Below are 23658 nucleotides of genomic sequence, written 5' to 3' on the forward strand. Positions count from 1 at the left end.
TGGAGCAGATGATGGGCGCGCAAAAACAAGCGGTTCTGGACGCAATCGACGCAGCCAATGCAAATGACCCCAACCAAGATGAGGGCCGCCCCGCGGCGCTGTTGTATGGCGAACGCATGAGTGCCGAGCTGGGCCGCCTGTTTCCGGACGCTTCCGACGCCCTTCAAATCGCCGCGCGCGGGCAGCATGTGGAACGTTGGAAACTTGCCCGCAGTGAATATCCCGAAGGCCGGGTTGGATACCTGTCATGGCGCAAGGCGCAGGGCGAACACCATGCCGACGTGGTCATGGGGTTGATGACCCGCGAAGGTTACGATTCACAACAGGTCGAGGCCGCAGGGCGCATGTTGCGCAAACAGGGCATCAAGCGGGACGCGGAAGTGCAGGCGTTGGAAGACGTGATCTGCTTTGTGTTTCTGAAATGGTATTTCCAGCCCTTTGCCGCAAAACACTCGGCCGAGAAAATCCAGAGCATCGTTGAAAAAACAGCCCGCAAGATGTCGCCCGAAGGCCGCGCTCGGGTGTTGAACGAATTTGATCTGCCCGACCATCTGGCCGCAGCCTTTCAGAACTAGGAGCGGACCAGGGCGGTTTCGTTGACCTACTCGTCACGAGGCTCGGAGGACACAAGCGATCCTCCCGCGCGTCAAGGCGCCGGGCCTTTACCGAAACGGCCCCTGACAAGAGCTGCGCGATACACCTCGATCATCCATCCCAGCATTATGGCATTCAGGATATGCCACATGAAATGCGTCCCCATTGGCCATTGCCCGCAAATAGGCAAATCCAGCGCCCGGAACGTGATCGACAGAATCAGGATCAGGGCCCCGATTGTCATCCCTTTGGCCAGGATCATGTCTTGGCCCCGCAGCAGGAACGCATAGATCAGGATCAACAAAGGGACCGGCGCGTAAACCGCCGACCCGCCAAGCCCCGGCACAAGCTGGAACAGGGGCGCAACGAGCGCCGCATAGGGAAGAAACAGAATCGTACCGCAGATCGCCATTCCGGACGACATGCGACAGATGTCGCGGTTCACCGCAAATATATAGACCAATATGAACAGCAGGATCGGCGCCACATCCGCCAAAGCAGCCCAAACCCGGGCATGGGTGTGAAACAGATAGCTTCCGACCCCGATCATGGCCAAAATCACGACCAGACCCTTGGCCAGCGGCATGTCCTGATCGCGCACGCGCCGCCACATGATCCATGCGGCAATCAGAAAAGCAGCGTTCGTGATCGCGTTGATCGGCTCGGCCCAATAATCCGGCGACACGCGTTCACAATAGCCATCGATTTCTCGAATCCAGTCCATGGAAATTTACATAGCCGATGCTAGGCTGGAGCCAAGACAAGACTTGAGAGGAATTCCGGAATGAACATTATCTGGCTGGGCCATGGCAGTTTTCGCATTGAAATTCAGGGGCAGGTTCTGTTGATCGACCCGTGGCTGACCGGCAACCCGGTCTTGCCCGAAGATCGGCATGATGCCGTGCTGGAAGGGGCGACCCACATTCTTTTGACCCACACGCATTTTGACCACGTGGTCGATGTACTTCCCCTGGCAAAGCACCTGAAAATCCCCGTTGTCGGACAATATGACCTGATGGGATACTGGAGCGAAGCGGAAGGCATTGAGACCATCGGTTTCAACAAAGGCGGCACCGTCGATCTGAACGGCGTCATGGTGACGATGGTACCGGCCTCTCACAGCTCGACTTTTTCAACACCGGACGGTCTGCGCACCGGCGGCAGTGAAGTCGGATTCATGATCGCGGCCGAGGGGCGTATGCTCTACGTCTCGGGCGATACCGACATCATGGCCGACATGGAATGGATGGGGGATTACTACAAGCCCGATATCGGCATCCTTTCGGCCGGCGGGCATTTCACCATGGATATGAAAGCCGCCGCCTATGCCGCGAAACGGTACTTCGACTTCAAGACGGTCATCCCATGTCACTACAAGACGTTCCCCATTCTGGAACAATCCGCACAGGCATTGATCGACGGGTTGCCCGGGGTCGACGTGATCGAACCTGAGGTTATGAAAGCCATCACCGTCTGACGACAGAGCAGCGCGTCAGCACGGCTTGTCCTGGCGGCGCGCTTCGAAGAAGGCCTTCAAAAGCGCGGCAGCCTCTTCGCCTGCAATCCCGTCATAGACTTCGGGCACGTGATGCGCTTGTGCATGCGAAAACACGCGCGCGCCATGCGCCACGCCCCCGGATTTGGAGTCTGCCGCACCGTAATAGATCCGCCGGATGCGCGCGGCCGCCAAGGCCGCGGCGCACATCGCGCAAGGCTCCAACGTGACGTAGAGATCATGATCCGGCAGCCGTTCAGAGCCCGCCTGCGCACAGGCTGCACGCAAGGCCATGATTTCCGCATGGGCCGTGGGGTCATTCAACTCGCGCGTCCGGTTTCCGGCCGCGGCCACGACCGTTCCGTCCGGACCAACGACAACAGCCCCCACGGGCACCTCCCCCCTGTCGGCTGCTGCTCGCGCCTCGGACAGGGCCTGTTGCATATGCGATTTGAATACCATGCCCCCTGACTGCCGCAGAAACCCGCCTTTCGCAAGCGCCCGGGATGCGGTATGGCCCTGACATGAACAAGACCCCACCCCCCGGCGATCGGATCGCCAAAGTCCTGGCCCGCGCTGGCGTAGCGTCCCGGCGCGAGGCTGAACGCATGATAGAAGCGGGCCGAGTGGCAGTGAATGGCAAGACCATCGACAGCCCCGCCCTGAACGTGACCGCGAAAGACAAGATCGCAGTCGACGGCAGGCCGGTCTCGGAACCGGAACCGTCGCGTCTGTGGCTGTATCACAAACCCGCCGGGTTGGTGACGACGACCCGCGACGAAAAAGGACGAGAGACAATATTCGACAAGCTGCCCGACGACATGCCACGGGTAATGAGCGTCGGTCGGTTGGATCTGAATTCCGAAGGATTGCTGCTGTTGACCAACGATGGCGGCATCAAGCGCAAGCTGGAACTGCCCTCGACCGGCTGGTTGCGGAAGTACCGCGTGCGGGTGAACGGTCGCCCGAAGGACGAAGATTTCGAACCGCTGCGCAAGGGGCTGGTGATCGAGGGAGAACGGTTCCAGCCAATGACCGTCTCATTGGATCGCCAGCAGGGCGCAAATGCCTGGCTGACGATCGGTTTGCGCGAAGGCAAGAACCGCGAAATCCGCCGCGCGATGGAAGATATCGGTTTTACCGTGAATCGTCTGTTGCGGGTGTCCTACGGCCCCTTCCAGCTTGGGACGTTGAAACAGGGCGAGGTCGAAGAAGTCCGTCGCAGGGTGATGCGGGACCAGCTGGGTCTGGACGCCGAAGACAAGCCCGGCAACCCGCCCAAACGCCCGTCACGGCCCAAAAGAAAACGGCCTCTGGTCGGCAAGAATCCCCGTAAGTGATGTGGGTTCGGCAACCTTCCCCCTAGCGCTAAGCCCGCGCATACCCTAAATTTTCAGTGAAAGCTGCTATTTGGGGGGCGTGATGTCCGGAAGCGGAGTGCAAAAACTGGCCTACGCTGTGCTGTTGGTGCTGTTGTTTGGCGTCTGCACTGGTTTGCTCGGAGGTCTGTAAGCCATGGCAAAGCGGTTTGGCGGCAAATACAGCCCACAGGGAGATGAATCGGAAAACACCCCACTGCCCAAGGGTCAGTTTGACGGCGCACGGGTCGAGCCCGCTGGCGCACGTGCGAATATTCTGTTTCTACCCGCCATTCCTTTGGTGTTTCTGTCCTTGAACGACGGCGCGATTGGTATGACGCTGGGGCTGGTCGCCGCTGGTTTTCTGACGGCGGCCGCATTCTTGCTGCGAGAAGGTCTGAGAGCTGAGGCCGCGTACAATGCCCGCAAAACCGCCCGACGCCCTGCTTTTCCGCGGAAGATATTTGCCAGTGTTCTCACCGGTCTTGGTGCTGGCCTTGCGTCTTACAGGTCCGAGTTTCTGGACGCTGAAGCGGCAGCGCAGGTCAGCCTGTTAGCCCCCGTGCTGTTTGGTGTCGCAGCGACCGCTCTGCATTCTGTCTCATTCGGGCTTGATCCGATGAAGAACAAGGGCATGGAGGGGGTCGACACCTTTCAGCAAGACCGAGTGGCGCGCGTGGTCGATGATGCCGAGAAACACTTGTCGGAAATGACGGATGCCATAAAACGCGCGGGCGATCGACGTGTCGAAGCCCGAGTCGAGCGATTTCAGGACACCGCACGTGACCTGTTCCGCACGGTCGAGGAAGACCCCCGCGATCTGGCCGGTGCCAGAAAATATCTGACTGTGTATCTACAGGGCGCGCGTGATGCGACTGTCAAATTTGCTGATGTCTATGCGCGCACCCGCGACGCGCAGGCACTGGCCGACTATTCCGCCCTTCTGGACGATCTGGAACAGAATTTTGCCGCGCGTACGCGGAAAATGCTATTGGATGACCGCAGTGATCTGACGGTCGAAATCGACGTGTTGCGTGAAAGATTGCAGCGTGAAGGCGTCCGGCTGGACTGACCGGCCATATTTGAGCGAGGAACATACCCATGTCCGATGAGATCAAGAACAAGGCAGTTCAGGCCGAGACTCTGGTACAGGAAGTCACCGCAGTTGCCCTACCCGAACCGCAAGCCGAAGTCGTGTCGTTGGAGGAAGCCGACGAACCCGTCAGCGCCGAAATTCGCAAGCGGATGAATGAAATCGACATGGACAACACCAATTCGATTGTCGCGTTTGGCTCGTCCGCTCAGGCCGAGCTGCAGGAAATCAGCCAGGCCATGCTTGCGGATGTGCGCAACAAGGATGTCGGCCCGGCCGGAGACAGCCTGCGCAATATCGTGACCACAATCCGCGGTTTCTCGGTCAGTGAACTTGACGTGCGGCGCGAGCGCAGCTGGTGGGAGAAACTGTTGGGCAGGGCTGCACCGTTTGCAAAATTCACAGCGCAATACGAAGAGGTTCAGGGCCAGATCGATCGCATTACCGACGATCTTCTGGGGCATGAGCATACGCTGCTCAAGGATATCAAATCTCTGGATCTGCTTTATGAGAAGACCTTGAGCTTTTATGACGAACTGGCGCTGTACATCGCTGCGGGCGAAGAGAAGCTGACTGAGCTGGACAGCCACGACATCCCTGAAAAGGAAGCCGAAGTTCAGACCGCTCCGGAAGACCAGCAAGTGATGAAGGCACAGGAACTGCGTGACATGCGCGCGGCGCGTGACGACCTAGAACGCCGGGTTCATGACCTGAAACTGACACGACAGGTCACGATGCAGTCGCTGCCGTCGATCCGTTTGGTTCAAGAAAACGACAAATCGCTGGTCACCAAGATCAACTCGACGCTGGTGAACACGGTACCGCTGTGGGAAACGCAGCTGGCCCAGGCCGTTACGATACAACGCAGCGCCGAAGCCGCCGCCGCAGTGCGGGATGCCAACGACCTGACGAACGAGCTTTTGACTTCGAATGCGGCCAACCTACGCGAATCGAACAAGATGATCCGCCAAGAGATGGAGCGCGGCGTGTTCGACATCGAAGCGGTCAAGCAGGCCAATGCCGACCTGATTGGCACCATCAACGAAAGCCTTGCCATTGCGGACGAAGGCAAGGCCAAACGCGCCGCAGCCGAAGCTGAGTTGCAGAAGATGGAAAAGGAACTGCGCGACACTTTGGCGGCCGCCAAGGCGCGCCGCGACGGAACCGGCGACACTGCCGGTACGGCGGTTCCCGGCTAAGGGCGGGATCGGCGTGCGGGCCTTCGGTTACTTGAAAGGGACCTTAGGGGTGGTATCGCTTTTGGCTCTGGCCAATTGCGACGAGACGCTGACGTCATCTGTTGTTCCGCAACCTCGCCCGACACCCGCACCCGTGGCAGCCAATGCCTATGTGCCACCGTCGGCCGCAAGTCAGGATCTGGCGCGTTTTTATCAGCGGGTTGAACGGGACTTGCTGGTGCGGGGGCTTTTGCGCACCGATGGGGGTGGCCCGGACACCCCCTATGATGCCGACGATCTGGCGCGAAATTTCGAAGCGATTGCGTTCTACAGCGAGTATCCGACGCAGAGCGTCTCGGTTGGCTCGCGTCAGACGGACGGGCAACTCAGCCGATGGTCCGGCTCTGTCCGGATACAGACCGAGTTCGGGCCCTCCGTGCTTCCCTCTGCACGGCAGAAAGATGCAGATCAGGTGCGGTCCTTTGCAACCCGACTGGCCAGATTGACCGATCATCCGGTTTCCGTTGTCTCCCGCAACGCCAATTTCCATGTCTTTTTTGCAGGCAAGGATGACAGCGCCTATGTCGTATCCCGCCTCAAACAGCTGATCCCGAATATCAGTCAGGACTCGCTGAATCTGGTGGCCAATCCACGTGCAAATTTCGACTGTCTGGTGTTTGCATCGGCAACGACCTCATCACCGCACAGATACGTACGTGCCGTTTCCCTCATTCGGGCGGAATTGACGGATTTGGGTCGCCAAAGCTGCATTCACGAAGAAATTGCTCAGGGTCTTGGTTTGTCCAATGACAGCCCGGCAGCGCGACCTTCGATTTTCAACGATGATGACGAATTTGCCTTACTGACCAGTCACGACGAAAAACTGCTGACGATGTTGTACGACCCACGCTTGCAGCCCGGCGTAGGCGTTGATGAAGCGCGACCCATTGTACGAATTATCGCACATGAATTGATGGGGCAGTCGCTCTGACCCCAAGGACAGGAGAACCCAAATGGGAATATTCGATTTTCTGACCGGAGAATTCATTGATGTCATTCATTGGGTGGACGACACCCGTGACACGATGGTCTGGCGGTTCGAGCGTGAAGGCCACGAGATCAAGTATGGCGCCAAGCTGACCGTGCGCGAGGGCCAGGCGGCCGTATTCGTGCACGAAGGCCAGCTGGCCGACGTTTTCACGCCGGGCCTCTATATGCTTGAAACCAACAACATGCCGATCATGACGACGCTGCAACATTGGGATCACGGGTTCCAGTCGCCGTTCAAGTCCGAGATCTATTTCGTCAACACGACCCGGTTCAACGATCTGAAATGGGGCACCAAGAACCCGATCATGCTGCGCGATCCCGAATTCGGCCCCACCCGGATCCGCGCCTATGGCACCTACACGATCCGGGTGAAGGACCCGGCCAAATTTCTGGTCGAGATCGTGGGCACCGACGGTGAATTCACGATGGACGAGATCAGCTTTCAAATCCGCAACATCATCGTGCAGGAATTCAGCCGGGTGATCGCGGGCTCGGGCATCCCGGTTCTGGACATGGCTGCAAACACCGCCGATCTGGGCAAGCTGATCGCGGCCGAGGTCTCGCCCGTGCTCGACGGTTATGGGCTGGAAATGCCGGAATTCTACATCGAAAACATCTCACTGCCGCCGGCGGTCGAGGCGGCGCTGGACAAGCGCACCTCGATGGGGCTGGCGGGGGATTTGGGCAAGTTCACCCAGTATTCCGCGGCCGAGGCGATGACGGCGGCAGCCAGCAACCCAAGCGGTGGCGGCGGCATGGGCGCTGGCCTTGGCATGGGAATGGGCATGGCGATGGCGAACCAGATGTCGAACATGGCAGCGGGTCAGTCGTCAGGCCCGTGGGGCGCGCCCGCTGCCCCGCAACCATCCACGCATGTGGCCCCGCCGCCTCCGCCGCCGGTGGAGCATGTGTGGCATATCGCGGTGGACGGACAGACCAGCGGCCCGTTCTCGAAGGCCAAGATGGGTCGCATGGCCAGTGAGGGCGAGATCACGCGCGACACCTACGTGTGGACGCCCGGTCAGGACGGCTGGAAGAAGGCGGGTGAGGTGCAGGAACTGGCGCAGCTGTTCACGATCCTGCCGCCGCCCCCGCCCGGCGCATGAGGGCACCGCATGGCCGGCCTTGGAAAGCGTTCGAAAAAGGGCAGGCGCAGAACGCGGCCCGAACCGCATTTCGTCTGCCCCTGCTGCGACTATGTCACCCTTTCGGAACGTGGAAAGTACCTGATCTGCCCGATATGTTTCTGGGAGGATGAGAACATCCGATATGACACGAACCTGCGCGAGCCTTCGGCGGCCAATCACGGCCTGACATTGGCTGAGGGGCGTAAAAACTTCAAGACGATCGGGGCCTGCGAGGCCGCGATGCTGCCGCATGTCCTGCCCGAGGAAGACCGCGCGGACTATCTCTACTTCCCTCTCAAAGACTGAGCGTATCATGACGGATACCCCTGCCCCATTGCCTGATTTCGCGGAACATCGTTTCCCGTGTGACCAGTGCGGCGCGGATTATCGATTCGACCCGCAATCCGGCACCCTGACCTGTGACCATTGCGGCCATTCCGAACCGATCGGTGCAGGCCCCTGGGGCAGCGCCAGCCTGCGCGAGCTGGATTTCGACGCTGCCATCGCCGACCGCCTGCCCGACAGCGAAATCGAAGAGACGCGGGTTCTGTCCTGCCCAAACTGTGCAGCGCAGGTTGAATTCGATCCCAATACCCACGCAGCGGAATGCCCGTTCTGCGCCACCCCGGTCGTGACGGACACCGGGATAAACCGGCATATCAAACCGAAGGGCGTTCTGCCCTTTGCGCTGGACGAGCGCGCCGCCCACAAAGCCATGAGCGACTGGCTGGGGCGGCTGTGGTTCGCGCCGAACGGGTTGAAGGATTATGCCCGCAAGGGTCGCAGGATGCAGGGCATCTATGTGCCCTACTGGACCTTCGACGCCGATACGAAGTCGGCCTATCGCGGAGAGCGCGGCATAGTCTACTATGAAACCCGCACCGTCATGCGGGATGGCAAACGGGTACAACAACAGGTGCCCAAGGTCCGCTGGACGCCCAAGTCCGGCCGGGTGGCGCGGTTTTTTGACGACGTGTTGGTGTTGGCCTCAAAGTCCCTGCCCAAGGCTTACACGGATGCTCTGGAGCCTTGGGATCTCCCGGCTCTGGAACCTTACCAGCCAGAGTACCTCGCCGGTTTTCGGGCCGAGGCCTATACGGTCGAGCTGAAAGATGGATATGCCGAAGCACGCGCATATATGGCCCGCGTGATCGAGCGGGACGTGCGTTTTGATATTGGGGGCGACAGGCAACGCATCCATGCAGTGGACACCGATGTGCGCGATGTCACGTTCAAACATATCCTGCTGCCGATCTGGTTGGCGGCGTACAAGTATCGCGGTCAGACGTATCGTTTCGTGGTGAACGGCCGGACCGGCCGGGTTCAGGGAGAACGCCCCTGGTCGGCAATCAAGATCACGATCGCCGTTGTGCTTGGCCTGCTGGTTGCCGCAGGCATCGGATACCTGATGGCGACCGGACAGCAATGACCTTCAGGGGCTCTAGCCGAAAACTCTGCGGCGGAACCCCTTGAACATCCCCGGCTTCTCACCCATCCTGCCGCCGGCTGCCCCGGAGGAGAAGACGACGTGACCCTGGCCGACCTGAACACGCTTCTGACCGCGCGCCATTCCTGCCGCGCCTTTCGGCCCGACCCGGTGCCACGTGGTGACATCGAACAGATCGTGGCCAGCGCGTCGCGGGTGCCAAGCTGGTGCAATGCGCAACCTTGGCAATTGGTCATTACCAGCAAAGACGAAACCGACAGGTTCCGCGACGCGATGTCAAACGAAGCCAGGAACGGCACGCCGGCCCCCGATCTTCCTTTTCCCGTTTCCTACTCCGGCGTGTATCAACACCGCCGCCGGACGTGCGGCTGGGCGCTCTACAACGCGGTTGGCGTAGAACGGGGGGACCGTAAAGGATCGGCGCAGCAAATGATGCAGAACTTCGCCCTTTTTGGCGCACCACATTGTGCCATCATCTCAAGCCCGGCAGAGCTGGGACCTTATGGTGCAATGGATTGCGGCGGCTTTGTCACGGCTTTTGCGCTCGCCGCTCAGGCATTGGGCGTGGCAACCATCCCGCAAGCGGCATTGGCGGCGTACAGCCCTTTTTTGCATCAGTATTTTCAGATCCCCGATGACCGGTTGATCCTGTGCGCAATTTCCTTTGGCTATTCGGATATGGATCATCCTGCAAACAGCTTCCGTACGGAACGCGCGGCATTGGGTGACTTTGTGGACTGGCGCGGCTAAACCGTCGCTCAGGCAGGGTCAACGTTTCGGGGGGAGGAACCAAGTGCGCGCATTGCTGCAAAGGGTGACACAGGCCAAAGTGTCGGTCGAAGGCACCGTCATCGGCAAAACTGGTCCCGGGCTCATGATTCTTGTCTGCGCCATGCAGGGCGACAGCAAGGCACAGGCAGAAAAACTGGCCGAAAAAACCGCGAAACTGCGGATTTTCAAGGATGACGCCGGCAAGATGAACCGCTCGCTTCTGGATGTTGAAGGCTCTGCTTTGGTGGTCAGCCAGTTCACACTGGCGGCGGACACCTCCAGCGGCAATCGCCCCGGATTTTCAAACGCAGCCCCGCCCGAGTTGGGAGAGCAATTGTACAAGGTCTTCGCAGAGCACCTTGCCGCGCAGGGCGTCGCGGTGGAAACCGGCCAGTTCGGCGCGGACATGGCGGTTGAGCTTGTAAATGACGGGCCAGTCACGATCTGGGTGGAGAATTGATGGATATTGAAAAGCAAGCTGTCAGGTTGTGGCAGGCCGGTGTTGATGCCGTCGGCGGGTATGAGGCCACCCTGGCCGCCTTGCCTGATGTCCCGAAACCAGACCGTATTCTGGCCGTGGGCAAACCCGCCGCAGCCATGGCGCGGGCTGCGCTGGAGCATTTCGGCGCCATCCCCACGCTTGTGGTCACCAAAGACGGGCATGGCCACGACCTGCCGGCCGGGGTCGAGGTGATCGAAGCGTCACACCCCGTTCCGGACGACCGCAGCCTGGCGGGCGGACGGGCACTGCGCCTGGCCATGGAACAGATGGGGCCCGGATCACATGTTCTGCTGCTGGTCTCGGGCGGCGCGTCATCCCTGGCCGAGGACCTGCTTCCCGGAACATCGCTGGCGGATCTCGAGGCGTTGAACCGCGAACTGTTGTCCAAAGGGCTGGATATCCGCGCAATGAATGCCGAGCGGCGCAAGCTGTCGCGCATCAAGGGCGGCGGTCTGCTGTCCCATTTCGCCGGAGACCGCGCCACTGTTCTGGCGATTTCGGATGTGCCCGGAGACGATCTGAACGTCATCGGTTCCGGGATCGGAGCATTGCCCGACAAGCATTCCTTTGCTGCCAGCACCCGGATCGTCGCTTCAAACGCGCATGCCCGCAATGCCGCTGCCAAAGCAGCGGAAACAATGGGGCTGAGGGTTTTGACCAATGATGAGGCCCTGCACGACGACTATTTGCAGGTCGCGGCTCGTCTTGGGCCCATGCTGCGTGGAATGGAAAAAGGCGTGATGATCTTTGGCGGAGAACCGACCGTGGTCTTGCCTGATCACCCGGGACGTGGCGGCAGAAATCAGGCCCTTGCGCTTGCATTGGCAAAAGAGATCGCGGGGCAGACGGATCTTGCGGTGATCGTGGGCGGCACCGACGGCACGGATGGCCCGACAAATGCGGCGGGTGGAATCATAACCGGAGCAACCTGGGGTGAGGGCGCCGAACGCGCCCTTCAAAACGCCGATAGCGGGTCTTTCCTGGAAAAAGTCCAAGGCCTGCTGACAACCGGGCCAACCGGCACCAATGTCATGGATCTGGTTGTCGCGATACGTGGATGAATTGACGCTTATCATGCCGCTTTGGCCCGCAATCGACCAGAAACTACCCGAAAATGCAGAATGTATCTGAACACCCATTCAGCGATTGCCGCACACCGGACAACAAAGCGAGGGCTTCGGCCTTCGGCATTTAGGAGAAATAACCTTGCCCGGTTCGCGGAAATAAGCCAACGTTGACTCATGCGTCAACAAAAAGCCCCCCAAGGGGCTAGAACCACTCAATAGGGAGACACTCAATGAATGAACAAATAACGCATATGGCCGGTCAGGTCACAGCCGGGAAGATGACTCGCCGCGAATTCATGGGGAAAGCCGCGGCCCTGGGTGTTTCGGCGGCGGTGGCCAGCACGATGTTCGCAGACGCAGCACGCGCGGCAGGCCCGAAAAAAGGCGGTGACCTGAAATTTGGCCTTCAGGGTGGCGAATCCACCAACTCGCTTGATCCAGCGACCTATGCCAGCTCGGTTCCGTTCCAGAACGGCAAACAGTTTGGCGACCAGCTTGTGGAAGTTGCACCCGATGGGTCCATCGAACCGCGTCTGGCGGAAAGTGTCGAAGGCAGCGCGGATGCCAAGGTTTGGACGTTCAAACTGCGTCAGGGTGTCGAATTCCACAACGGCAAAACCATGACCAGCGAGGACGTGCTGAAGACAATGCAGCGCCACTCGAACGAAGACTCCAAGTCTGGTGCCCTTGGTATCATGAAGGGCATCGAGTCGATGAAAGCCGATGGCGACAATTTCCAGGTCACTCTGTCCGAGCCAAACGCTGACCTTCCGTATCTGATGGCCGACTACCACCTGATCATTCAGCCCGATGGCGGCATGGACAATCCCGGAGCAGGTATCGGAACCGGACCATACAAGGTGGAAGTAGACGAACCCGGTGTGCGCCACTTGTTCACAAAATACGAGAACCACTGGAACTCTGATTTTGGTAACTTCGACAGTGTTGAAGTCGTGGTTATCAATGACGCAACAGCGCGTACCGCTGCATTGCAATCGGGTCAGGTCCACGCCATCAACCGTGTTGAACCAAAGGTCGCTGACCTGCTGGGGCGCGCACCCAATCTGACCGTGCACTCGACCGCTGGCCGCGGCCACTATGTCTTTATCATGCACTGCGATACCGCACCGTTCGACAACAACGAACTGCGCACGGCCCTGAAGTATGCCATCAACCGTGCGGATCTGGTGGACAAAGTACTCCGCGGCTATGGCTCGATCGGTAACGACATGCCGATTAACGCAGCCTATCCACTGTTTGACGAGACAATCGAACAGCGCGAGTTCAGCGTGGAAAAAGCCGCCGAGCACTACAAGAAGTCCGGTCATGACGGCTCGCCGATTGTTCTTCGTGTTGCAGACGGTGCCTTCCCGGGTGCCGTGGATGCCGCAGCCCTTTTCCAACAGACGGCGGCCCAGGCTGGAATTCCGCTGGAAATCAAGCGCGAGCCGAATGACGGCTACTGGTCCGAGGTTTGGAACGTACAGCCCTTCTGTGCCTCTTACTGGGGCGGTCGTCCGGTGCAGGACCAGATGTATTCGACCGCGTATCTGTCGACGGCTGACTGGAACGATACACGTTTCAAAGTTCAGGCATTTGACGACCTGCTGTTCGCGGCTCGTGCAGAACTGGATGTCGAGAAACGCAAGGGCATCTATAGCCAGATGGGCCGCATGGTCCGTGATGAAGGCGGTCTGATTTGCCCGATGTTCAACGATTTTGTCGAAGGTGTCAGCAACCAACTGGATGGTTGGGAAAGCGACCCGACACAGGAAATGATGAACGGCAACATGTCCCGCAAAATGTGGTTCGTCTGATACAGGCATCGGATAATGCATCCTATCATAAAACTGGTTTCCCAGCGCCTCGCGCTGGGAATTCTATTGCTGTTCGGCGCTTCGGCCTTGATTTTTGGCCTGACCGAAGCTCTTCCCGGAGACGCCGCGCAAGCCGTCCTGGGGCAGTCCGCAACCCCCGAGGCCTTGGCCAACCTTCGCGAAGAAATGGGCCTGAACCGCCCGGCCCTGACCCGTTATTTTGAATGGCTGGGCGGCATCGTTCAGGGCGACCTTGGCCAATCGCTGACCAACAAGCTTGATATTGCCGAGAGCATCGGAAAACGCCTCGGGAACACGTTGTTCCTGGCTTGTGTCGCGGCAATCGTATCCGTCCCGCTTGCGATTTTCCTGGGGCTACTGGCCGTCCGGTACCGCAATCGCTGGCCCGACAAACTGATTTCCGCCGTCACGCTGACAACGGTTTCTATCCCCGAGTTCCTGATCGGCTACGTCGTGATCTACTACATCTCGGTCAAACTGGGATGGTTTTCCTCGCTTGCGATGATCAACGACTCGATGTCGTTCTGGCAAAAGCTGAACGCGATTGCGCTGCCTGCCTTCGTTCTGACACTGGTGGTCCTGGCGCAGATGATGCGGATGACCCGCGCTGCAATTCTGAACCTCATGCAGTCAGCTTACATCGAAACCGCCGAACTCAAGGGCCTGAGCACATTTCAGGTCATCGCTCGGCATGCCTTTCCCAACGCAATTTCGCCCATCGTGAACGTTGTCATGCTGAACCTCGCCTACCTCGTTGTCGGCGTCGTCGTGGTCGAAGTCGTGTTCGTCTATCCCGGCATGGGGCAGTACCTTGTGGACGCAGTGACCAAGCGTGACGTGCCGGTTGTTCTGGCCTGCGGCGTGGTGTTCGCGGCTGTTTACATCGGCCTGAACATGGTCGCGGATATCGTCTCGATCCTCGCCAACCCAAGACTGAGGCATCCGAAATGAAAAACATCCCTATTTCGGCTCTGATTGGCCTCATATTCACCGGCGCCTATTTCTTCGTGGCCATTGCTGCCCCGTTGATCGCGCCTTACGGGATGGCGGAAGTGGTCGGCGATGTATGGGAACCGGCCAGCGCCGAGCACCTGCTGGGCACCGACAATATCGGCCGCGACCTGCTGACCCGCATGATCTATGGCGGGCGCACGACGATCTTCATTGCCGCCGCAGCGACATTGCTCAGCTTCTTGACCGGTACATCGCTTGGTCTTCTGGCCGCCGTTCTGGGCGGTTGGGCGGATCAGGCGCTCAGCCGGACGGTCGATTTGATCATGTCGATCCCTACCCTGATCCTTGCGCTGGTCATTCTGGCCATCGTTCCGGTCACTGTTCCGATCCTGATCCTTGTCATGGGGCTTTTGGATGCGACACGCCCTTATCGCCTTTCGCGCTCCGTCGCCGTGGATATCAACGTGATGGACTATGTCGAAGCCGCCAAATTGCGTGGTGAGGGGCGGACATGGATCATCTTCCGGGAAATCCTGCCGAACGCATTGTCACCGCTGGTGGCCGAGTTCGGCCTGCGGTTCATTTTCATGGTGCTGTTCATCTCTACCCTGTCCTTCCTGGGTCTCGGCGTTCAACCGCCGCTGGCCGACTGGGGTGGCATCGTGAAGGAAAACAAGGACGGCATCGTGTATGGCATTGGCGCGGCCCTGTACCCCGCGGTGGCCATCGCGACGCTCGCAATCTCGGTCAACCTTGTGGCTGACTGGATCCTCAACCGTACTACATCGCTGAAAGGAGGTCGGGGATGAGTGATACCCTTCTCAAGGTCCGTGACCTCAAGATCGGTGCGACCGTTTACCCACCGGGTGAGAAACCCCATGACATCGAAATCGTGCACGGGGTCAGCTTTGACCTCGAGCGCGGCAAGGTATTGGGTCTGATCGGTGAATCCGGCGCTGGGAAATCTACCATCGGTCTTGCCTCGATGGCCTATGGCCGGGGTGGCGTTGAAATCACCGGCGGCGAAGTCTGGGTCAACGGGCGCGACATCCTGAAATCATCGCATGGCGATATTCGGAATCTGCGCGGGGGCGAGGTTGCCTATGTCTCGCAATCTGCCGCCGCGTCGTTCAACCCGGCCAAGAAGATCATGGATCAGGTTGTCGAAGCGGCTGTCGAGCACAAGAAGTTTTCGCGCAAAGAGGCCGAGGCCCGCGCGCGTGAGCTGTTCGCAAAGCTGGGCTTGCCTGACCCTGACAACATCGGCAACCGTTATCCGCACCAGGTTTCGGGCGGTCAGTTGCAGCGTTGCATGACCGCATTGGCACTGTGTCCTGAACCCGATCTAGTGGTGTTCGACGAACCGACCACGGCGCTGGATGTTACCACCCAGATCGATGTTCTTATGGCGATCAAGGATGCCATACGCGATACCGGCGTTGCCGCTTTGTACATCACGCATGACCTGGCGGTTGTTGCGCAGGTCAGCGACGATATCATGGTTTTGCGGATGGGTGACACAGTCGAATACGGCAGCACCGATCAGATCATCAACAACCCGCAGGAAGAATATACTCAGGCTTTGGTCTCGGTGCGTTCGATCGAGCACGAAGAAAAGCAGCCCACACCTGAACCGCTGCTTACCGTTGACGGGATCACCGCGCGCTACAAGGGGCTGAACTTCGACGTGCTGCATAACGTCAATGTCGAGCTTCATCCGGGGCAGACGCTGGCGGTCGTGGGCGAATCCGGTTCGGGCAAATCCACGCTGGCCCGGGTGATCACCGGCCTGTTGCCGCCGCGCGATGGCGAGATCCGTTTTGCCGGTCGCACGCTGTCGCCGGACCTTGCGGGGCGTTCTCGCGAGGATCTGCGCGAGTTGCAGATGATCTATCAGATGGCGGACGTGGCAATGAACCCACGCCAGACCGTCGGCACCATCATCGGCCGCCCGTTGGAGTTCTATTTCAACATGCGTGGCGCTGAAAAGCGCAAGCGGATCATCGAGCTGTTGGATGAGATTGAGTTGGGCGAAAAGTTCATCGACCGCTATCCTGCGGAACTGTCCGGAGGTCAGAAACAGCGTGTCTGTATCGCCCGGTCACTGGCAGCCAAGCCCAAGATGATCATCTGTGACGAGGTCACTTCGGCTCTGGATCCGCTGGTGGCAGACGGGATCCTCAAGCTGCTGCTGGACCTGCAAAAGATCGAAGATGTGGCCTATCTGTTCATCACCCATGATCTGGCGACGGTCCGCGCGATCAGCGACAGCATCGCGGTGATGTATCAGGGTCGCGTGGCCCGTTATGGCTCGAAGAGCCAGGTGCTGAGCCCGCCCTTCGACGATTATACCGACCTGCTGCTCAGTTCGGTGCCTGAAATGCATCTGGGCTGGCTGGAAGAGGTTGTCGCCCATCGCAAGATGGAAAGCGCCGGCAACTGATCCGGTTCGTGACATTTCGATGAAGGTTTGAAATCCCGGCACCTTGTGTGAAGACAGGTGTCGGGATTTTGCTATTGGGGGCGCAAAGTGGCAGCCCGAGGACGTCAAATCTCTTAGGGTCGCCGGAACGCAATGTCTCTCAAAGGGCCTCGACATGGACCGCAAGCTACTTCTCATCATTCTGGACGGTGTCCCCTATCGCAACTTTCGTCGCCTGTTCGGCAATCTCGAAGGCTGGGTCGACAGCGGAGAAGCACGGCTTTGGAAACTGCGCGCGGTGCTGCCTTCGACATCGGCCAGTTGCTATGCGTCGATCCACACGGGCGTGACGCCGCAAGAGCATGGCTGTACCGGAAATGGAAATGTCTTCCGGCTGAGCCACAAGGACGTATTCAGCCAGGTGCGTGAAGCCGGTGGGGTGACCGGGGCGGTGACACACAGTTATTGGTCGCAGTTCTTCAACCGTCATCCCTTCGATTACGTCCGCGACATCGAATATGACGAACCCGAAAGCGCGACGATCAACCATGGCCGTTTTCACAGCATGACGGGCTATGGCAAAGCCAATCAGATGACGCCATCCGATGTCGACCTGTATGCCACTCTGACCAATCTGTGCCTTCGTTTCGGGCTGGACTATGGCATTCTGCACACCTGCACGCTGGACAGTATGGGCCACCGTTTCTTCCACGATTGTGAAGAAATGGATCACGCTTGCTTTGTCGCCGACGAGATGCTGGCCCCTTTCATCCCCCGCTGGCGCCAGTTGGGATATGAAGTGATCGTCACCGCGGATCACGGCCAGGACGAGCGTGGGCACCACGGCGGGCGCGGCCCGCTGCAACAGGAAACGGCGCTGTATTATTTCGGCGACGCCGAAGGGCCGGACCCCGAAACCGTCATAAGCCAGTTGCAATTGGCCCCGACCATCCTGAGCCGAATGGGCGCCCCCATTGCTGAGACAATGAAGGCCGAACCGTTTCTGCGGTAATGCGCACGCAGCTTCGGGGCCGCTTATGCGGCCTTCGCAGCTACCACTGTCGCAAACACCTGATATCCATAAAGAGACCCGTTTCGAGCACGTCTTTCGTGCTCGGCCACAAGCCCTTCTGCCAGTTCTTTTCCGATATCACCCCGCTCGTACATTTGCTTGGTGGTCAGGGCGACCCAAGGCAACATCTGCTCGGCTGTCGAGACAACTCTGCTCTGCACGTCAAAATGTTGCACGGAAAGTCCGGCATCGGAAATCATTGACCTGAGTTTTGCGACGATAAAAGGATCGGTCACAAACTCGCGCACAAACTCCTTTGCGCATATATCCAGTGGATCATTTGGAAAGGCACTGAAGGTCGCTTTTGAGAAATCAGCGTCACAGACGATCAAGATCCCATCGGGTTTCAGCACTCTGAAGGCCTCGGCAACCAACGATTTGGGGTCTTCTACATGCGTGAGCACCGTGTGCATGATAACCGCATCGACGGCATCATCCTCCAGCGGAAGCGCGGCACCGTCGGCAACCTTGAAAGTCAGGTTCGAATACTCCTTGGCCCGCGTGTTGGCTTCCGAGACAAATCCTTTCGAAGGTTCGAAACCTATGACCTTCGCCGGGTGGCAGTGTGATGCGATGCGACGTGTGACGGCGCCTGCACCGGCGCCGACCTCGACAACCGTCGATGCATCCGTGACGTTCAGATGACCCAGATACGCGGCCACGATCCGCTCCATCGTCGGGTCCGCTTGCCGCTGGTCCATCGAATCCGCAAACAGCTTGATGAATTCAGGCCCTGCGGCATCGACGTTCTGAAAGGGGTCGGCCATTAGGTAAGATCTCCTCGGAAAATTTGAGTGAGCTTACCACAGCCAGCCGGTTTTCGGCATACAGGCCCCAAAAGGACCAGAGCCTTCAATTCACTGCATCAGTCGTAGGACCAGATCCCCTGCCCCAGCGCTTCTATCGCAACCGAGATACGCTCAAAACTGTCGGCCGCACGTTTCACCGAAGTTCGTGCGCGCAGATATCCGTGCACAAGACCGAATTCATTGATCCAGTGGGCCTGCCCGCCCGCCGCATTGATCCGACTGCAATAAATTTGCCCGTCGTCACGCAGCGGATCGCAATCAGCCGTTACAACCACGGTCGGTGGCAGGTTTGAATAGTCACTGTCCTGCAATGGCGCATAGGTCGGATCGCCCTGGGGCGGATCGCCCGCGCATCGGACGGTTTCATAGAACCTGATTTCATCCAACGTCAGCAAGGGGGCCTGGGCATGTTCCTGGTAGGACCCCTGACTGCGGTCCCCTCCGAGGCCCGGATAGATCAGCACCTGCCCCAGGATCCCGTCCAAACGCCCGCGCGCGTAGTGGGATACGGCAGCAGCCAGATTTCCACCGGCGCTGTCGCCGGCCAAAATCAAAGGGTCTCCGAATTCGTTTGCGGCCCAGTTCGCAGCGCTCCAACAGTCGTCAAACTGTGCCGGGTGCACATGTTCAGGGCACAGCCGGTAATCGACGGCAACGACCCGGTACCCGGTTTGGGCGCATAATTCAGCGCAAACATCGTCGTGACTTTCCAGACCACCAACAACGAAACCGCCACCATGAAAATAGATGACGGTTCGGGTTGGTTGCCCGGCAGAGTAAATTCGAACCGGAACACCATCGGCCGCCCGGTCCTGAGTTTCCACGCCAGCCGGGCGTGGTTGGCGAAAGTCCTGACACATGGCGTCATAGACACGGCGCTGATCCTCGATCGACAGCTCGACCGCGTCATCGGGATAGCTTTCGGCCGTGCGACGTATGAACGCCCAGGTTTCTTCGTCGATCAGGCGTTCATAGTCCATTGTCCCTCCGGCTTATTCAGACCACTCCCATGGCCGGGTGTATACGCCCAGCACTTTTGCGACATCGTCTTCCGAAGATCCGTTCGCGTCAAGCTGCGCAACGAGGCCGCGTTTCTTGTCATCAATGACGGAAACCACCCGCGCCGCCAAACCGGCATCCTCGAGGGCGCCGTTGTAGATACGAGTGATGGCCTGTTTCCGAAGTTCAGGCTTGAACACCTTGCCAACGGCCGTTTTGGGCAGCTCATCCAGAATGGTCATGTGCTTGGGTTGCGCCGCGCGTTCGTGCACGTGAACCTTGCAGTAATCCATCAGCTCTTTTTCGGTGACAGACGCGCCTTCGACCAGTTCGACAAAGGCGCAGGGAACTTCACCGGAATGCGCATCCGGCTGGCCGATGGCACCGGCAAAAGCGACGGCCTCGTGACCCAGCAAAGCCTCTTCGATCTCGGCAGGGTCGATGTTGTGACCGCCACGAATGATCAGGTCCTTCGCGCGACCGGTGATCCATAGATACCCATCTTCGTCGAAGCGCCCCAGATCGCCCGTGCGCAGGTACTTGTCGAAGTGATAAAGGTTAACGTTCTTGTCGGCCTCGGTATAAGTATTGCCCGCATAGACACCCGGGTTCGAGATGCAGATCTCACCGATTTGATCAGTGTCGCACTCGGTCGGTCCGTCTGGCCCATCCTGCAAGATCTTGACGTCTGTATAGGGGAACGGAATACCGATCGATCCGATCTTTTTCTCACCATCCACCGGGTTGCACGAAACCAGACACGTGGCCTCTGTCAGACCGTACCCTTCGACAATGGTGACGCCAGTCGCTTCTTCAAAGCGGCGGAACAGTTCCACCGGCAGCGGGGCGGAGCCCGAGAAGGCCGTTTTTACGCTTGAGATATCGGCATCGACTGGGCGCTGCATCTTGGCTGAAATCGCGGTTGGCACGGTGATGATGAAGCTCACCTTCCAACGCTCGATCAGCTTCCAGAAATTGTCGAACACCCCGTCGCCGCGATATCCCTGTGGCGTCGGGAAAACCACATGGGCACCGGATGATACGGCCGCCATCACAATCACATGCACCGCAAAAACGTGGAACATGGGCAGCGGGCACATGATGACGTCGTTTTCGTCAAACAGAAGCGTGTTCCCCAACCAGCCGTTGTAGATCAGGCCGGAATACTTGTGCTGCGCCACCTTCGGCATACCCGTGGTACCGCCGGTATGGAAATAACAGGCGACACGATCTTCCTTGCTGTCTTCAAACGTCAGCGTCGTCGGTTGCTTGGCCAGTTCCGTGTGGAAGTTCTTGTAATCCGCATGGGCAAGCTTTTCCTTGTCGCCCATCTTGGGGCGCAGAAACGGCACCAGCCATGATTTGGGCGGGGTCAGATACCGGTTCAGATCGATTTCCAGAATGGTATTGACCTTGGGTGCGTGGCGCACCGCCTCTTCGACCTTCTGCGCGACATCTGTTTTCGGGAAAGATTTCAGCGTCACCACGACCTTGGCGCCGGTCTCGCGCAGGATCGCGGCGATCTGTTCCGGTTCAAGCAAGGGGTTGATCGGGTTCACGATCCCCGCAACCGCGCCGCCCATCATCGTGACCAGTGTTTCGTTGCAGTTGGGCAGCACATAAGCGACCACGTCCTTTTCACCCACACCCAGCGAGCGGAACAGGTTTGCTGCCTGGTTGACCTGAGCCAGAAGTTGCGACCAGGTCAGGGTCTCGGCCTTGTCCTTCGGGCCCGAGAACAGTTGGAAGCTCATGGCATTGTGGTTGGGGAACTTCCCTGCGGTGCGCGACAAAAGCTGATGGAAGGTGACGGGCAAATCCCGATCCTCCCACGGCATTTCCTGTTCCATGCGCTTCTTGTCTTCCAAACCCACAAAGGCCATGTGGTTCCTCCCGTATTATTCTCCCGCGTTTTGCGCGGGCTTGTTGTTCGCAACCAAGATGGAAGCAAAACGAACCTCGCGCAAGCGAGGCCTTAGCCTTCAGGGGGAGTAAAATGTAGAATGACGCTACGGCGAATTCGCAAGTGCCGGAGCGTCACTCTTATTCTGCGGCGACACCATCGGTGAACTGCAACCGGGCAAGGCGTGCATACAGCCCGTCCTGAGACACCAGATCCTCATGGCGGCCTTGTGCCACGATGCGGCCTTCCTCTAGCACGACGATGCGGTCGGCTTTCTTTACGGTCGCCAATCTGTGCGCGACGATCAGGGTCGTGCGGCCGGCACGCATCTTGTCCACCGCGCCCTGCACTGCGCGTTCGCTTTCCGCATCCAGCGCCGAAGTCGCCTCGTCCAGCAGCAGAACCGGCGCGTCGCGCAGGATTGCCCGGGCAATGGCAATACGCTGCTTCTGCCCGCCAGACAGCATGACACCGCGTTCGCCGACAAAGCTGTCATATCCTTGGGGCAAGGCCGCAATAAAATCATGCGCGGCAGCGGCCCGGGCGGCGGCCTCGACTTCAGCATCCGAGGCATCCAGACGGCCAAAGCGGATGTTTTCCCGCGCGGATGCAGCAAAGATCACAGGATCCTGAGGCACCAGAGCCATGTGGCGGCGGAAATCTGACCGATTGATGTCGCGCAGATCAAGACCGTCCAGCGTCACGCGGCCCGAGTTCGGATCATAGAACCGCTGGATCAGTTGGATCACGGTTGTTTTTCCCGCCCCCGATGGCCCGACGAATGCGACCGTCTCGCCGGGTTTCACCAGAAGTGACAGATGATCCAGTGCAACCGTATCGGGTCGCGCGGGATAGCGGAAGCTGACATCTTCAAACCGGATTTCGCCCTGAATGTTCTTGGGAAGCGCTTTGGGATTGGCAGGGTCGGTCACGGTATCTTCTGCATGCAGCAGCTCGACCAGACGTTCGGTGGCCCCCGCGGCACGCTGAAGTTCGCTCCAGATTTCGGACAGGGCCGCGACCGAACCCGCCATAATGATCGAATAGATGACGAACTGGATCAGAACGCCTTCGGTCATCACGCCATTTCGCACGTCATTGGCACCCATCCACAGAACGCCCACGATACCCGAGAAAACCAGGAAGATCACGATCACCGTCAGCACCGCGCGGGTCTGTATGCGGCGCAGCGAGACGCTGTAGGATGTCTCGGTCATCTCACTGAATTGCTGGCGGCTGGCCTGTTCATGGGAAAATGCCTGAACGGTCTGTACCGCACCCAATGCCTCACCCGCGTTGCCGGACGAGGCCGCGATCCAGTCCTGATTCTCGCGGCTGATCACGCGCAGACGGCGACCAAGTACAAGGATCGGCACGATGACCACCGGGATCAGCAACAATACCAGCCCGGTCAGCTTGGCGGATGTCAGCAGCATCAGAACCAGCCCACCGACGAACATCAGTATGTTTCGCAGGGCAATAGACACGGACGAGCCGAGAACAGATTGGATCAGCGTCGTGTCAGTGGTGATCCGGCTTAGCACCTCACCGGTCATGATTCGCTCATAGAATTCCGGGCTCATACCGATGACGCGATCAAACACCGCCTTGCGGATATCGGCTACTACCCGTTCGCCCAGACGGGTCACAAGCGCATACCGAATACCGGTACCCACGGCCAGAACGGCAGCGATGACCAGCGCGGCCAGAAAATACCAATCCAGAAGCTCTCCATCCTGAATTCGGAAATTGTCGACCACGCGCCGCACCGCCAATGGCAGCGTGAGGGTCATGCTGGCCGTCAGAATCAACGCCAGCGTCGCGCCTATCATCAGGAATTTGTAGGGTTTCATGAACGGCCAAAGCGAGGCCAGAACCCCAATCTTCTTTGAACGGGCGCGTTCCTCGGAGGCTCCGGGCGCGGCGGTATGCGTTGGCTTGCTGGCGGCTTGTCTTGCCATGTCTGGCCCTTGTATCCT

Annotated in this window: 23 protein-coding genes; 17 read left to right on the plus strand and 6 right to left on the minus strand. The window is 59.0% G+C overall.

The features are described from left to right. The first annotated feature begins 11 nt into the window (after positions 1–11). Complete coding sequence (locus tag GS614_RS05975; protein ID WP_171725719.1) at positions 12–575, plus strand: DUF4202 domain-containing protein; 564 nt, start codon at positions 12–14, stop codon at positions 573–575. A 71-nt stretch (positions 576–646) separates the two neighbouring features. Here GS614_RS05975 and GS614_RS05980 read toward each other — a convergent pair whose 3' ends face one another. Next, complete coding sequence (locus GS614_RS05980) at positions 647–1318, minus strand: ceramidase domain-containing protein (RefSeq protein ID WP_171725720.1); 672 nt, start codon at positions 1316–1318, stop codon at positions 647–649. A 60-nt stretch (positions 1319–1378) separates the two neighbouring features. Between GS614_RS05980 and GS614_RS05985 the strand changes: the two genes are divergently transcribed. Beyond that, positions 1379–2071, plus strand: a complete 693-nt coding sequence (locus GS614_RS05985; RefSeq protein WP_171725721.1) for a metal-dependent hydrolase — start codon at positions 1379–1381, stop codon at positions 2069–2071. Between the two features lie 15 nt (positions 2072–2086). On the opposite strand, the gene GS614_RS05990 is transcribed toward GS614_RS05985, so the two are convergent. Then, positions 2087–2551 (minus strand): nucleoside deaminase, encoded by a 465-nt coding sequence (locus GS614_RS05990; RefSeq protein ID WP_171725722.1) that lies wholly within the window; start codon positions 2549–2551, stop codon positions 2087–2089. A gap of 62 nt (positions 2552–2613) precedes the next feature. Here GS614_RS05990 and GS614_RS05995 point away from each other — a divergent pair, with 62 nt between their 5' ends. The 15 genes from GS614_RS05995 to GS614_RS06065 all read left to right on the plus strand — a co-directional run bounded on the left by GS614_RS05995 (position 2614) and on the right by GS614_RS06065 (position 17908). Beyond that, on the plus strand, positions 2614–3429 hold the full coding sequence (locus GS614_RS05995; RefSeq protein WP_171362444.1) for a pseudouridine synthase: 816 nt from the start codon (positions 2614–2616) through the stop codon (positions 3427–3429). Between the two features lie 175 nt (positions 3430–3604). Next, a complete protein-coding gene (locus tag GS614_RS06000) occupies positions 3605–4519 on the plus strand; it encodes a 5-bromo-4-chloroindolyl phosphate hydrolysis family protein (protein ID WP_171362443.1) in 915 nt (304 codons plus the stop codon). A 29-nt stretch (positions 4520–4548) separates the two neighbouring features. Continuing rightward, the gene (locus tag GS614_RS06005; RefSeq protein ID WP_171725723.1) at positions 4549–5739 is read left to right on the plus strand and encodes a toxic anion resistance protein; all 1191 of its coding nucleotides are present in this window, start codon (positions 4549–4551) and stop codon (positions 5737–5739) included. 49 nt (positions 5740–5788) lie between these two features. Further along, the gene (locus GS614_RS06010) at positions 5789–6709 is read left to right on the plus strand and encodes a DUF2927 domain-containing protein (protein ID WP_171167076.1); all 921 of its coding nucleotides are present in this window, start codon (positions 5789–5791) and stop codon (positions 6707–6709) included. 22 nt (positions 6710–6731) lie between these two features. After that, a complete protein-coding gene (locus tag GS614_RS06015) occupies positions 6732–7874 on the plus strand; it encodes an SPFH domain-containing protein (protein ID WP_171725724.1) in 1143 nt (380 codons plus the stop codon). A 9-nt stretch (positions 7875–7883) separates the two neighbouring features. Next, positions 7884–8201: a CPCC family cysteine-rich protein gene (locus GS614_RS06020; protein ID WP_171114730.1), complete on the plus strand. Its 318-nt coding sequence runs from the start codon at positions 7884–7886 to the stop codon at positions 8199–8201. 7 nt (positions 8202–8208) lie between these two features. Further along, positions 8209–9324 carry a TFIIB-type zinc finger domain-containing protein gene (locus tag GS614_RS06025; RefSeq protein ID WP_171725725.1) on the plus strand — a complete coding sequence of 372 codons (1116 nt, stop codon included), beginning with the start codon at positions 8209–8211 and terminating at the stop codon, positions 9322–9324. A gap of 99 nt (positions 9325–9423) precedes the next feature. Further along, positions 9424–10092, plus strand: coding sequence for a nitroreductase (locus tag GS614_RS06030; protein WP_171114727.1), 669 nt, complete (start codon positions 9424–9426; stop codon positions 10090–10092). 43 nt (positions 10093–10135) lie between these two features. Then, positions 10136–10573 carry a D-aminoacyl-tRNA deacylase gene (dtd, locus tag GS614_RS06035; protein WP_171639040.1) on the plus strand — a complete coding sequence of 146 codons (438 nt, stop codon included), beginning with the start codon at positions 10136–10138 and terminating at the stop codon, positions 10571–10573. Continuing rightward, positions 10573–11676 (plus strand): glycerate kinase, encoded by a 1104-nt coding sequence (locus GS614_RS06040; protein WP_171725726.1) that lies wholly within the window; start codon positions 10573–10575, stop codon positions 11674–11676. Before dtd ends, GS614_RS06040 begins: the two co-directional genes overlap by 1 nt. Before the next feature lie 236 nt (positions 11677–11912). After that, a complete protein-coding gene (locus GS614_RS06045; protein ID WP_171167064.1) occupies positions 11913–13499 on the plus strand; it encodes an ABC transporter substrate-binding protein in 1587 nt (528 codons plus the stop codon). Positions 13500–13514: 15 nt separating this feature from the next. Then, positions 13515–14471 carry an ABC transporter permease gene (locus tag GS614_RS06050; protein ID WP_171167062.1) on the plus strand — a complete coding sequence of 319 codons (957 nt, stop codon included), beginning with the start codon at positions 13515–13517 and terminating at the stop codon, positions 14469–14471. Continuing rightward, positions 14468–15283, plus strand: a complete 816-nt coding sequence (locus GS614_RS06055) for an ABC transporter permease (protein ID WP_152458793.1) — start codon at positions 14468–14470, stop codon at positions 15281–15283. The genes GS614_RS06050 and GS614_RS06055 overlap by 4 nt, the downstream gene beginning before the upstream one ends. Beyond that, positions 15280–16917 carry an ABC transporter ATP-binding protein gene (locus tag GS614_RS06060; protein ID WP_152458795.1) on the plus strand — a complete coding sequence of 546 codons (1638 nt, stop codon included), beginning with the start codon at positions 15280–15282 and terminating at the stop codon, positions 16915–16917. Before GS614_RS06055 ends, GS614_RS06060 begins: the two co-directional genes overlap by 4 nt. Positions 16918–17071: 154 nt before the next feature. Next, positions 17072–17908 carry an alkaline phosphatase family protein gene (locus GS614_RS06065; RefSeq protein WP_171725727.1) on the plus strand — a complete coding sequence of 279 codons (837 nt, stop codon included), beginning with the start codon at positions 17072–17074 and terminating at the stop codon, positions 17906–17908. Positions 17909–17931: 23 nt separating this feature from the next. Here GS614_RS06065 and GS614_RS06070 read toward each other — a convergent pair whose 3' ends face one another. The 4 genes from GS614_RS06070 to GS614_RS06085 all read right to left on the minus strand — a co-directional run bounded on the left by GS614_RS06070 (position 17932) and on the right by GS614_RS06085 (position 23640). Next, positions 17932–18735 (minus strand): methyltransferase domain-containing protein, encoded by an 804-nt coding sequence (locus GS614_RS06070; RefSeq protein WP_171362434.1) that lies wholly within the window; start codon positions 18733–18735, stop codon positions 17932–17934. A 98-nt stretch (positions 18736–18833) separates the two neighbouring features. Next, the gene (locus tag GS614_RS06075) at positions 18834–19757 is read right to left on the minus strand and encodes an alpha/beta hydrolase (protein ID WP_171725728.1); all 924 of its coding nucleotides are present in this window, start codon (positions 19755–19757) and stop codon (positions 18834–18836) included. Positions 19758–19769: 12 nt separating this feature from the next. After that, positions 19770–21659: an acyl-CoA synthetase gene (locus tag GS614_RS06080; protein ID WP_152458802.1), complete on the minus strand. Its 1890-nt coding sequence runs from the start codon at positions 21657–21659 to the stop codon at positions 19770–19772. Between the two features lie 160 nt (positions 21660–21819). Continuing rightward, a complete protein-coding gene (locus GS614_RS06085; RefSeq protein ID WP_171725729.1) occupies positions 21820–23640 on the minus strand; it encodes an ABC transporter transmembrane domain-containing protein in 1821 nt (606 codons plus the stop codon). Positions 23641–23658 lie beyond the last annotated feature (18 nt).

It is taken from the genome of Ruegeria sp. HKCCD6604 (assembly GCF_013110635.1).
Taxonomy (GTDB): Bacteria; Pseudomonadota; Alphaproteobacteria; order Rhodobacterales; family Rhodobacteraceae; genus Ruegeria.